Here is a 12,648-nt window from a genome sequence, read left to right as displayed (position 1 = left end):
TTAGTTGCAGCGAAGCAGGTAATATTAAGAACAACTTCACTGCACCCATTTCCAACACTAATTTTTTAAATTTAAATCCAAATATTGTTCTGCATCCAGAGCTGCCATACATCCCACTCCCGCAGAGGTAATGGCTTGTCGGTACACATGGTCAGCCACATCACCACAAGCAAATACTCCAGGAATGGATGTGCTGGTAGCCATACCTTCCAATCCCGATTTAATAACAATATAACCATTATTCATAAGAAGTTGATCTTTAAATAAGTCCGTATTAGGTGTATGCCCTATAGCAATAAATACCCCGTCCACGTTTAATAATTCCTGTGAATCGGTTTGTAAATTGCGAATTAAGGCGCCAGTGACTTTTTTACCATCTCCGATGACTTCATCAAGGGTGGAGTTCCATATTATTTTAATATTGCCTGTACGCGTTTTTTCGAAAAGTTTATCCTGAAGTATTTTTTCAGCACGTAGACTGTCACGTCGATGGATCAAAGTTACTGAAGAAGCTAGGTTAGATAAATACAGTGCTTCTTCAACTGCCGTATTTCCTCCACCAATAACACACACGGTTTTATTGCGATAAAAAAACCCATCGCAAGTCGCGCAGGCAGAAACCCCTCGACCTTGATAGGCTGATTCTGATTCGAGTCCTAAATAACGAGCGGAAGCTCCTGTAGCGATGATAAGAGCATCACACGTGTACGTATCACTATCACCATGAAGTATAAAAGGTGCTTGTGCTAAATTTGCTTTAACAATATGATCAAAAATAATTTGAGTTTCAAAGCGTTCAGCATGTTTTTGCATGCGGTCCATCAGGGCAGGGCCTTGTAATCCCTCAACATCGCCGGGCCAGTTATCTACATCTGTTGTGGTCGTTAATTGACCTCCTGGCTGCATGCCAGTGATTAAAACGGGATGAAGATTGGCTCTTGCAGCGTAGACTGCAGCGGTGTAACCTGCTGGTCCTGAACCTAATATAATTAAGCGGTGATGATTGCTTGAGCTCATTCTCTCTGCCTTCCTTAATATTTTGATATTTTGTGTTAAGATGGCGAATATTATGACAAAAACAAAGATATGAAAATACCTATGGAAAAACAACATTCGGGAAAAAAATCTGGTCTTTCTAAAAAACACATGCCTAGCTATGTTGTGAAACGACTTAGCGAAGGTAGTTTTATATTAATTTTAACGAGTGCTTTTTTTGTGCTCTTGTCTTTGCTCTCTTATAAAAACAGTGATCCAGGGTTTTTCCATGCTTCGCGTGCTGGAGCTGCTGTTGCAAACTCAGGCGGACAAGTAGGTGCATACATTGCTGATGCTCTTTATTTTACATTTGGGTATTTTGCTTATTTGGTACCTATCGCTTTTGCTTATATTTCATGGGCTTTATTGCATGATGTTCATACCTTAAAAATTCTTGATAAACGAGTTTTATTGCTTCGCTCTATTGGTCTGATGCTTATGTTTGCTGGAGGGTGTGGCTTATTAAGTCTTGAAGCGGAAATGAGTCGATTAAGCTTCATCCATGGCCCCGGAGGATTAATAGGGCAAACTGTGGGTGGTGGTTGGTATCAAATGCTGAACTTACACGGAGCGAGCTTGGTTTTATTGGCCATGCTTTTAGTAGGAACTACTTGGTTAACCGGTTTATCCTGGATAAAAGCCATCGAGCTTATTGGTTTATATACTTTATTCACTGCAAATTATATTTCTAAAACGGTACAAAAAGCAGTACTTTTTTTTAAGAATCAGTTTGCACGAACCCCGTCAAAAGAATCCACCAAAATACCTCGTGAAAAACCTGCTCCAAAATTATTTAAGCCTAAGGTAGAGAAAGAAAAAGAGGTGGTTATTCCTCCTGTTCTACTGAGTAATGAAATAAAACCTGAAATGGTTAGAAACGAAAGTAATAAACCTGAAATTAATAGACCCGAAATTGTTAAGCCTATTAAAGAAGTAAAAGAAATTCGTCTTCCCAAGGTTAGTACTTCAGGCGAATTGCCTTCTTTAAGTTTATTGGATAAAGGTGAGCCAGGTAAGCCTATGGGTGGGTATACTCATCACGAGTTAGAGAATTTATCGCGAGAAGTAGAGCAACATTTGTTAGATTTTGGTATTCAGGCGGGTGTGGTTGCGGTTCACCCAGGACCTGTCGTGACTCGTTTTGAGTTGCAATTGGCTGCAGGTGTTAAAGTAAGTAAGCTTACGGCCTTGGCTAAAGATTTAGCTCGCTCTTTATCGGTAACTTCAGTCCGTGTAGTCGAAGTAATTCCAGGTAAAACTGTGGTTGGATTGGAATTACCCAATCATTCACGAGAAATGGTTCGTTTATCAGATGTTTTATTAGCGGATGTATACCAACAGGCTCACTCACCCATTTCTTTATCTTTAGGTGTGGATATAGCAGGGCATCCTGTCGTTGTTGATTTAGCAAAAATGCCTCATCTCTTGGTCGCTGGAACGACGGGCTCTGGAAAATCAGTGGGCATCAATGCCATGATTCTAAGTATCTTATTTAAGGCAACTCCGGAGCAGGTACGTTTGATTATGGTGGATCCTAAGATGTTGGAGTTGTCTGTTTATGATGGTATCCCTCATCTGTTAACTCCTGTTGTTACAGATATGAAAGAAGCTGCTAGTGCTCTGCGTTGGTGTGTTGAGGAGATGGAGCGACGTTATCGATTAATGGCGGCAATGGGAGTACGAAATTTAGCTGGATTCAATAGTAAGATCGCTGAAGGAATCGCTAATGGCCAACCGTTAGTTAACCCTTTATGGAAACCTGTTGACTCAATGGATGAATCCGCTCCAGAGTTAGAACCCTTGCCTTATATTGTTGTCATGATTGATGAGCTTGCGGATATGATGATGGTCGTGGGTAAAAAAGTAGAACAATTAATTGCACGTATTGCCCAAAAAGCACGGGCAGCAGGAATTCACATGATTCTTGCTACTCAAAGGCCTTCAGTAGATGTATTAACTGGATTAATTAAATCAAATATTCCTACACGAATATCGTTTCAAGTTTCGTCAAAAATTGATTCTCGTACTATATTAGATCAACAAGGTGCGGAACAGTTATTAGGGCACGGGGATATGCTGTTTTTGGCTCCCGGAAGTGGCGCACCCTTACGAGTTCATGGCGCTTTTGTTGATGATAAAGAGGTACATCGTATTGCTGATGACTGGCGCGCACGTGGAGAGCCTAATTATATTGAGGATATTTTAAAATTAACGAACGATGGCAATGAAGGTGGTTCGGATGAAGATGGTCAATCTGCAGAAGATGATGATCCTCTTTATGATCAAGCAGTAGAGTTTGTTATTCAAACACGTAAGGCAAGTATTTCTGCAGTTCAACGACGGTTAAAGATAGGGTACAACCGGGCAGCGCGAATGGTTGAGGAAATGGAGCGAACTGGGATTGTGGGGCCATTAGATGGTGGTTATCGAGATGTCTTAGTATCATCTGTAACGGAGGATTAGTTATGAAAAAAATATTAATAGCATTACTTTTAAGCGTTTCTACTGCAGTTTTTAGTGAAACCCCAGATGTATTGTTACAGAATAAATTAAATAGTATTCGCTCAATGACCGCAGTTTTTAAGCAATCTGTAAAAGCAAAACATCGTGTAGTATCTCGTTCATCAGGAACTATGGCATTACAAAGACCTGGTCGATTCCGATGGCAAACTTTGCAGCCTATGGCGCAATTAATGGTAGCTGATGGCCAGAAAATTTGGGTTTATGATAAAGACTTAGAACAAGTCACTGTTAAAACACAAAGAAAAGGCTTAGGAGGAACTGCGGCTTTGTTCTTAAGTGGTTATGACAATACTGTGACACGAGACTTTAATGTGACTCAGAGCAACATGGGAAATGAAATCGTTTTTGATTTGAAATCAAAATCACCTAAAGCCAATTTCCAACGCATAAAACTCGTCTTTCGGCAAAACAATTTAACAGGATTAGAGTTATACGATCAATTAGGCCAAGTAACTACGGTCCAATTATCCCAAATTAAATTAAATCCTAAATTGGCTACTAATTTGTTTCAATTCAAAACGCCAAAAGGGGTTGATGTGGTTCAGCAATGAGTTTATTTGAAACCACGCCTACGCCGCCACTCGCTGAGCTTTTAAGACCTCGAAGCCTCGATGAAGTGATTGGTCAGAGTCATTTATTAGGTGAGGGGAAATCCTTACGGCTCAGTTTTGCTGCTAAAAAACTTCATTCAATGATCCTATGGGGGCCACCCGGGGTCGGGAAGACCACAATTGCTCGAATTACTGCTGAAGCTTTTGATTGCGAATGGATAGCACTTTCAGCAGTATTTTCTGGAGTTAAAGATATTCGGGCCGCAGTTGAAAAAGCACAAGAAAATCTAACTTTGGGTACACATACCATCTTGTTTATTGATGAAATTCATCGTTTTAACAAAGCCCAACAAGATGCATTATTGCCCTTCACAGAATCAGGTTTGGTCACTTTCATAGGTGCTACTACAGAAAATCCTTCTTTTGAAGTGAACTCTGCTTTGTTATCACGAGCTCAAGTTTATGTTTTAAAGTCCTTGACTGATGAGGAGTTGAAACAGTTATTTCAAAAAGCGTACCAGGCTGTTTTATCCTCTATTCAATTTGATGACGATGCGATAGATATGCTTATTGCATTTGCCGATGGGGATGCAAGACGGTTATTAAATAGTCTTGAACAATTACAAACGGCCTGTGCTGCAATGAATAATACACATGTAACAAAAGAATTTGTGGTGAATTCATTGGCAGAGCAGGTCAGGCGTTTTGATAAAAGTGGAGATAACTTTTACGATCAAATTTCTGCCTTACATAAATCCGTTCGTGGCTCTAATCCTGATGCGGCTTTATATTGGTTATGCCGTATGCTCGATGGAGGAGCCGATCCACGTTATTTGGCACGGCGTATAGTGAGGATGGCTTGGGAGGATATCGGTTTAGCTGACCCGCGTGCCATTCAAATTGCGAATGATGCCGCACTAACTTACGAAAGACTAGGTTCTCCTGAAGGCGAACTCGCTCTGGGAGAAGCGGTCATATATTTATCAATTGCAGCAAAAAGTAATGCGGCCTATGTGGCTTTTAACCAAGCGAGGGATTTTGTAAAAAAAGATAAATCGCGAGAAGTCCCTATTCATTTGCGCAATGCACCAACGCATTTAATGAAAAAACTAGGACATGGAAAAGAGTATCGTTACGCTCATGATGAACCACATGCTTACGCTGCTGGAGAACATTATTTACCTGAAGGCATGCAGGAGCCTGGTTGGTATAACCCTGTTCCTCGTGGTCTGGAAATAAAAATTGCAGAGAAACTTGCGTTTCTAAAATCACTGGATGAAAACGAACCAAAATCTTAGTTTTGAACACAGCAAACCACTCCTTATCCTGAGTGCAACAAGGGATCTTCACGCTGTAACATCGTGTTGCGATGGGAGAGCCCCTCGTCACCCCCCGATTGACAGGCCCAATAGATCCCAGGTTTGGCTGCATGTCTAAATGCTGCGCTGGGATCTAAGCTACAATACCTATAAAAGTACTTTAGGTTCCAACTACTCTCATAATTTACAATCTGGAAGATTCCAACTGGACTCAATGATATTGGCGCCAGCTTCGTGCTGTTTGCTATAATTAAATATCAAGGGCTTATCGTAACTAAAAAAGGGTGCATAAAAATTTTTATAAGATACTTGTCCATCGGTAAGAAATACAGAACATGTATTGGGTAAGAGTTCCGCTACACTTTTAATGTTTTTATATCGAGAATTTTCACCAATGTAACTGTGATCAAAACCCAAGAAAGCCAGGTAAGGTTCCTTATTATTTTCCTTTTCAATAATTTTTGCTGCGTTACCATTGAAACTATGAATTCTGAACTGTTCATCTCCATCTAAGTATTTCATTTGGAAACTTTTAATACAGGATAAGATTGCAGGATAAGAATCGAGCGCCACGATACGAATCCCGGCTTTTTTGGCTGCTTTTACTATATCCGTATACCCCGAAAATCCGCATCCACTTGCCAGATCTTTGAAGTATAAATAGGCAGCTAGTTCGGGTGGAAGCTCGTCACTCGTGCTATGAAAATAGGCATCGAGCAATTGTTGATGGCGATCATAAAAAAGAAATTCAAAAAATAAAGTTTTTATGCCTAATTGCTTAAAGTATTCTAAATTTCCAATAAGAAATTTTTTGGGAAATTTGTGATGATGAATTTCGCCTAAGAAGATTCCATTAGGAAGTGTTTTATTATTTTTTAGTTCCTCAAATGATTTTTTTAATGCCTCTTTTCTTTGTGGTACTGAGAAGTAAGAATGTGATGCTTGTGAAAAACTCCAGCCAGAATGAGAGTAATTTGTTTTTTGGGCCAAATTTATGGATAGTTGGCATAATGATTTAATTTCAGATATATATTCATCCACGGGTTTATTATGCCAAAGACGATAGCGGTTACTCTCCCAAGTGGAAGCAAAAGGTTTTTCAGTTAGATGAAGTTGTAGTTTTTCATCAAAATCAGTATAGGTGATTAGAACCTCTAATTCATCGGGATAATAGTCAAAGTAAATTTGTCGTTGTTCATCATCAAAATAAATTTTAATATGTTCCCGTGGAAAACCTTTTTTAACTAAAGCATCAATTAATTGCTGATAACATTGTTTAATGATCGGGTAATTAATCTCTTCAATTGATTCGCTATTGATTCCTTTTAGAATGCATATGCTCATGGGTAAGCCCTCTAATTTTAGTAGGGGCGCTTTTTAGAGATTGTATCCTGAACATTGGTATTGAGTTTGTGGAGAAGTTATAGCGCCAAATCCAACTGTACATACTCAACCTGAAAAACAATGTTCAGGTTACTCATGCACATATTCATATTTGGACGCATTATTGTCATAAAATTACTATGTTTGAATAATTTAATAACAATATATTTATCATGTTTACTCTTGAATGTCAATAAAAAAGTCATGTCGTGGGTAAGCAATTAATTACATGATTTTAAATGTATTTTCATTTTATTATAAATTTGCTACAGTCATCTAATTAATTATAATAATTTCATCAAGTATGCATTATTCTAATTACCAAACATGTGCTGTAAGACCACAAATACCTCTTTCTGAGTGGGATATCTTATCTAGTTTGCCAACTGCTTTGGTAATTATCAATTCTCAAGGACGAATTGTGTGGTTAAATCCACCGGCCGAAGCTATGCTAGGCTATGGATTACTTGATTCCCTATGGTTGGATGTGATTCTACGTGCTTTTGTACCTCGTGCTGACGATGGGCATGAAGTTTCTCTGGCAGATGGGCGTCGGGTTCACGTAGCAATCGCCACCTTGGATAGCTTGCCAGGTATATTAGTTAGTTTAACGGATATAACTGCTACACGGGATTATGAAAAAGCCAAAGAAAATGAAAAACGTTTGGTCTCAATCGGTACAATGACTGCACAACTCGCGCATCAAATCAGGACACCATTAGCTTCGGCAATGTTGTATACAGAACATTTAAACAACCTTCCTGATTTAGAATTTCGTACTCAAAATTGGATTCATCGATTACAAGAATGCCATACCAGTATTGAACAACAAATCCAGGACTTGTTACTGTTTGCACGAGGTACTACAATCGAACCCACCCGCATGGATATGAATTATTGGTGTTCCTTACTCGTGCAACGTGCACAGCCATATGTCTTAGCTAATAATGTCAGCTTCAATGTAAATAATAAGCTGTATACTCGTGAATCATTAATTCATGCAGAGTCATTAATTGGTGCTGTTTTAAACTTGGTGATCAATTCCTTGCAATCAGATGCGACAGAAATTAATTTAACACTTGCATCTATAGATAATTCAGGTATACAAATATCAGTAGAGGACAATGGTAAAGGAATGACAGAAGAGGTGAAGAACCAGGCTTTTTCCCCTTTTTATACTACAAAAGCCCAAGGCAATGGTTTGGGATTAGCAGTCGTTTACGCAGTAGTTAAAGCACATGGTGGTCGATTGAGTCTAGAATCTACGGAAGGAGTTGGTACACAGGTTAATTTGTTTTTGCCGTAAATATGTTGAGTGGTCATCCTGAACATGGCAAAGTGCTCTGATTTAACTTAGGTTAAATTCTTGAAGTGCTTAACCAAGCTTAGGATGATATCCTTTTTATAACACTTAGAAAAAGGACTTTCTATGAGTCATGTTTTAATCGTTGAAGATGATCCAGTATTAAGGGAAGCGCTGGCTGAAACAATGACTATTGCTGGCCATACATATATTACCGCTAAAGATGGCAAGGAGGCTTTGGCTCTTTTAGAAATCCATAATCCATCAGTGGTATTAACGGACATTCGTATGGATGAACTAGATGGAAATCAATTACTCGCGGAAATCCAAAAGAGAAGACTTGGATTACCGGTGATTTTGATGACCGCTTATGGGTCAGTGCAAGATGCCGTGAATGCGCTTCATCATGGTGCGGTAGATTATTTACAAAAACCATTCAGCGCTCAAGTACTGACTGAAAAAATCAATCAATACATTAAAGTTGAGTTTGATGAAGATACTGGAGAGCCCATCGCTAAAGATCCAAAAAGCCAGGCTTTATTAACGATGGCTTTAAAAGTCGCTCAATCAGATGTTGGCGTTATGATTAGTGGTGAAAGTGGAACAGGAAAAGAAGTCTTAGCCCATTTTATTCATGATCATTCCTCTCGAAAAAAGCAACCCTTTATTGCAATTAATTGTGCGGCAATTCCTGAGCAAATGCTTGAAGCGACATTATTCGGTTATGAAAAGGGTTCATTTACTGGGGCGTATAAATCAACCCCTGGAAAATTCGAACAAGCGCAGGGAGGAACTTTACTTCTTGATGAAGTGAGCGAAATGCCTTTAAGCCTACAAGCTAAATTACTCCGCGTTTTACAGGAGAAAGAAGTAGAGCGAATTGGTGCTAATAAAACAATTAGTTTAGACGTTCGGATTTTAGCTACTACGAACCGACAACTCAAAGATGAAGTCAAGGCGGGCCGATTTAGGGAAGATTTGTTTTATCGGTTAAACGTGTTCCCTTTGCAGTGGCATCCTTTACGTGAAAGGAAGAATGATATCATTCCCTTGGCTAATTATCTGATTCGTAAACATTGTCAACATAAACAACCAGTGGTTCCTGTGATATGTCCAGCGGCTCAAAAATTGATGTTGGCATATCCTTGGCCAGGAAATGCGCGTGAGTTGGATAATGTGATTCAACGCGCTTTAGTTCTACAAACTCAAGGCATTATAGAAGCAGAGCATTTACAATTGTCATTAACTGCTACCTTAGTTCCCGATACTGCTCCAGGTGCTAATAGTAAAAACTTACAAATCCATGAATTTGAATTGATTGAAAAAACATTATTGGAGAATGAGGGAAATAGACAAAAAGTAGCTGCTTTATTGGGTGTAAGTGAGCGTACGTTACGCTATAAATTAGCAAAAATGCGCGAAGAAGGTTATACAGTATAAAAATTTTAGTGGCCGGTGCTTTGAGGACCTGAATGAAGATAAAGCCATCACTGTGGATTAACCGGTTTACTTGAAGCAGATAAAAAAGGATGTAACATCAAATACAATGAGGTTAATAGGGATATGAGTGAAATTAATACAGCTAATATACTAAATCAGATCAAAACAATGTCTGCTAAAGCTGAAGGAAAAATTCTTGAGGCAGAAGCAAATCAATCTCCTTTTGGCTCTGTATTTCAACACGCTATGAATCAAGTCAATGACTTACATCAATCTGCGGATGCATTAAAAACCCGTTTTGAAATGGGGGATCCTAATGTAAGTCTTGGGGAAGTGATGATAGCAGCCCAAAAATCCAATTTGGGGCTTGAAGCTACTGTTCGAGTTCGTAACAAAGTGGTACAAGTGTACCAAGACATTATGAATATGCCAGTATAATTAGGAGCTTAGTATGGCATTGGCTGATAGTGCATCAACAGTTGCTGCAAAATTTGCAAATCTCTCTATTGCTCGACAAATTGGTTTATTAATAGGTGTGGCTGCAAGTATTGCGATTGGCTTGGCTGTTGTTTTATGGTCTCGTGATCCGAATTATGTTCCATTATATACGCAAATGAATGCGCGTGATGCTGCTGAGATAGTATCTGCTCTAGAACGTAACGGTGTTGATTTTAAGATTGATAATAACAACAGTATGATTTTGGTTGCGGCGGATAATCTGCAAAGTGCGCGGCTTAAATTGGCTATGGAAGGATTGCCTCGTGATCCAGTGGGTTCAGAAGAACTTTTTTCCAATGCTAATGCATTTAATAGTAGCCAATTTATGGAAAATGCACGTTATAAGCAAGCTTTGGAAGCTGAATTGGCCCGTACTATAAGTAAGTTCAATGATATTAAATCAGCTCGAGTCCATTTAGCAATTCCACGCGAATCAGCTTTTGTTCGTGATGCTCACGAACCCAGTGCTTCAGTGTTCCTGGATGTCTATTCTGGTTTAGAACTTAAAAAACATACAATTGCAGCCATTGTGAACTTAGTTGCATCAAGTATCCCAAATTTATCTGCATCTCGGGTGACCGTTGTCGATCAGGATGGGCAATTGCTAAATGAAGGTGGGGGACAAACCTTTTTTACTGAGACGGAACGATTTTTAGATTATAGACAAAATTTAGAGCATCAATATGCTCAAAAAATTCAAGATATTTTGACGCCAATATTGGGTTATGGGCGAGTAAGGGCGAAAGTTTCTGCGGATATTGATTTTACAAGTTATGAACAAACACAAGAACTGTTTAATCCTGAACTCCCTTCTTTGCGTAGCGAGCAAACCATGGAAGAAAAACGCAGTGCGTCAAGTGATGCTGTTGGAGTTCCAGGCACTTTATCCAATACACCGCAAACGAATCCTGCTCTTGCTGCCAAGAATGTACCGCCTAAAAATGGGCCGCCCCCCCCACAGCAGCAAACAGCATCGGATACAAATCAGTCCACCGATATACGTACGCAAAGTACCAAAAATTTTGAGTTGGATAAAACGGTTAGTCATACCAAAAATCAGCCTGGGACGATTAAACGACTTTCAGTTGCTGTATTAGTAGATAATCGAGCCGTAATGGATGAGAAAACTAAAAAAATGACTAAAGCTCCTTTGACTCCAAAGGAAATTGATCAAATCAAATTACTGGTTGCAGATGCAATTGGGTTAAATGTACAGCGTGGTGATAGTCTGAATGTAATTAATACGGGATTTGTTAAACCTGACCCTGTTGCAGCTATTCCTGAGGAACGTTTTTGGCAGAAAGATATCTTCTGGTCGATAGTGAAGCAGGCAGGAGCTGCGATATTTGTTCTGGCACTAATCTTTGGCGTACTAAGGCCTATGCTCAAAACCCTTGCCACTAATCGAACTGTTAGTAGTATTGTAAGTGATGAGCCCCCTATAGGAGATTTAACTTACGATGGAACCATCTCCATTAAAGACGCTAATGATTATGAGTCACAGTTAAATTTATTACGGCAGGTTGTGGATAAGGAACCCAAACGTGTGGCACAGGTAGTTAAAAATTGGGTTGATCGGGGGTAACTATGGATGGAATAGAGCGTGCGGCCATCTTGCTATTAAGCATGGGTGAGAAAAATGCTGCTGAAGTATTAAGACATTTGGAACCGAGACAAGTTCAAAAGGTTGGTGTTGCGATGTCGACATTGAGTAATGTTACTAAGGCAAAAATGGAAAATGTCCTGGTGGAATTTACCCATGCTATAGGAGATCAAACGAGCCTAACCGTCGACACTGAGCATTATTTACGCACAGTGCTCATTGAAGCTTTAGGCTTGGAGAAGGCAACTCCATTTATTGACCGAATTTTGGTCTCTGATAAAGACAGTGGACTTAACCGTTTAAAATGGTTGGATGGTCGATTAATTGCTGATGTAATTCGCAACGAGCACCCACAAATTATTGCCACCATATTAATTCATTTGGATAGTGAGCAAGCAGCTGAAGTAGTACGCTATTTTAGTGTTGATAAACGATCGGAAGTCTTATTGCGTATGTGCAATATTGATACCGTAAAACCAGAAGCCATCTCCGAGCTAGGACAGGTTATAGAGAAACAACTAAGTGGTCAGAAAGTGAGTAAAACCGCCTCTGTAGGAGGAATTAAGAGTGTTGCTGATGTAATCAACTATTTCGATGGTGCTATGGAAGAAGAGGTATTGAATAAAATAAAAGATTGGGATGAAGAGTTAAGCGAAAAAATCAGAGACAAAATGTTTGTCTTTGAGAACTTGGTAGATATGGATGATCGAAGTATGCAAACGTTATTGCGTGATGTGACGCCTGAACAATTAAAACTGGCTTTAAAGGGGACTACCGAGCCTACTAAAGAAAAAATATTCTCCAATATGTCTAAACGAGCTGCGGATTTATTGCGTGAGGATATTGAACTACAAGGACCTGTAAAAGTTGTTGATGTAGAGCGTGCTCAACGTGATATTTTAGGTATAGCAAAAAACCTTGCTGAAGACGGTAAGATTGCTCTGGGCTCTAAGGGTGGCGATGATATGATTTAGTGGGTTGGGAGGCAACCAA

At 39.4% G+C, this 12,648-nt stretch carries 10 protein-coding genes; 8 read left to right on the top strand and 2 right to left on the bottom strand.

Translation table 11 applies throughout. The features are described 5' to 3' along the window. Positions 1 to 57 precede the first annotated feature (57 nt). Complete coding sequence (gene trxB, locus ACWTE2_RS31105; RefSeq protein ID WP_454785805.1) at positions 58 to 1,017, bottom strand: thioredoxin-disulfide reductase; 960 nt, start codon at positions 1,015 to 1,017, stop codon at positions 58 to 60. 81 nt (positions 1,018 to 1,098) lie between these two features. Between trxB and ACWTE2_RS31100 the strand changes: the two genes are divergently transcribed. The 3 genes from ACWTE2_RS31100 to ACWTE2_RS31090 are packed head-to-tail and all read left to right on the top strand — an operon-like array spanning position 1,099 to position 5,407. Further along, positions 1,099 to 3,498, top strand: coding sequence for a DNA translocase FtsK (locus ACWTE2_RS31100; protein ID WP_454785804.1), 2,400 nt, complete (start codon positions 1,099 to 1,101; stop codon positions 3,496 to 3,498). Positions 3,499 to 3,500: 2 nt separating this feature from the next. Then, complete coding sequence (gene lolA / locus ACWTE2_RS31095; protein WP_182393383.1) at positions 3,501 to 4,109, top strand: outer membrane lipoprotein periplasmic chaperone LolA; 609 nt, start codon at positions 3,501 to 3,503, stop codon at positions 4,107 to 4,109. Then, on the top strand, positions 4,106 to 5,407 hold the full coding sequence (locus tag ACWTE2_RS31090) for a replication-associated recombination protein A (protein WP_454785803.1): 1,302 nt from the start codon (positions 4,106 to 4,108) through the stop codon (positions 5,405 to 5,407). Before lolA ends, ACWTE2_RS31090 begins: the two co-directional genes overlap by 4 nt. A gap of 198 nt (positions 5,408 to 5,605) precedes the next feature. Here ACWTE2_RS31090 and ACWTE2_RS31085 read toward each other — a convergent pair whose 3' ends face one another. Continuing rightward, on the bottom strand, positions 5,606 to 6,772 hold the full coding sequence (locus tag ACWTE2_RS31085; RefSeq protein WP_454785802.1) for a TraB/GumN family protein: 1,167 nt from the start codon (positions 6,770 to 6,772) through the stop codon (positions 5,606 to 5,608). Between the two features lie 343 nt (positions 6,773 to 7,115). Here ACWTE2_RS31085 and ACWTE2_RS31080 point away from each other — a divergent pair, with 343 nt between their 5' ends. The 5 genes from ACWTE2_RS31080 to fliG all read left to right on the top strand — a co-directional run bounded on the left by ACWTE2_RS31080 (position 7,116) and on the right by fliG (position 12,629). Further along, positions 7,116 to 8,117: a sensor histidine kinase gene (locus ACWTE2_RS31080; RefSeq protein WP_454785801.1), complete on the top strand. Its 1,002-nt coding sequence runs from the start codon at positions 7,116 to 7,118 to the stop codon at positions 8,115 to 8,117. Between the two features lie 123 nt (positions 8,118 to 8,240). Beyond that, positions 8,241 to 9,554, top strand: a complete 1,314-nt coding sequence (locus ACWTE2_RS31075) for a sigma-54-dependent transcriptional regulator (RefSeq protein ID WP_182393391.1) — start codon at positions 8,241 to 8,243, stop codon at positions 9,552 to 9,554. Between the two features lie 123 nt (positions 9,555 to 9,677). Then, complete coding sequence (gene fliE / locus ACWTE2_RS31070) at positions 9,678 to 9,992, top strand: flagellar hook-basal body complex protein FliE (protein WP_182393392.1); 315 nt, start codon at positions 9,678 to 9,680, stop codon at positions 9,990 to 9,992. A gap of 13 nt (positions 9,993 to 10,005) precedes the next feature. Then, the gene (gene fliF, locus ACWTE2_RS31065) at positions 10,006 to 11,637 is read left to right on the top strand and encodes a flagellar basal-body MS-ring/collar protein FliF (RefSeq protein WP_454785800.1); all 1,632 of its coding nucleotides are present in this window, start codon (positions 10,006 to 10,008) and stop codon (positions 11,635 to 11,637) included. Positions 11,638 to 11,639: 2 nt separating this feature from the next. After that, on the top strand, positions 11,640 to 12,629 hold the full coding sequence (gene fliG / locus ACWTE2_RS31060; RefSeq protein ID WP_182393397.1) for a flagellar motor switch protein FliG: 990 nt from the start codon (positions 11,640 to 11,642) through the stop codon (positions 12,627 to 12,629). Positions 12,630 to 12,648 lie beyond the last annotated feature (19 nt).

The sequence above is a fragment of the Legionella nigrisilvae genome (assembly GCF_977063395.2).
The sequence above is the reverse complement of the archived record's forward strand: the minus strand, read 5'-3'. Positions and strand labels throughout refer to the sequence as shown.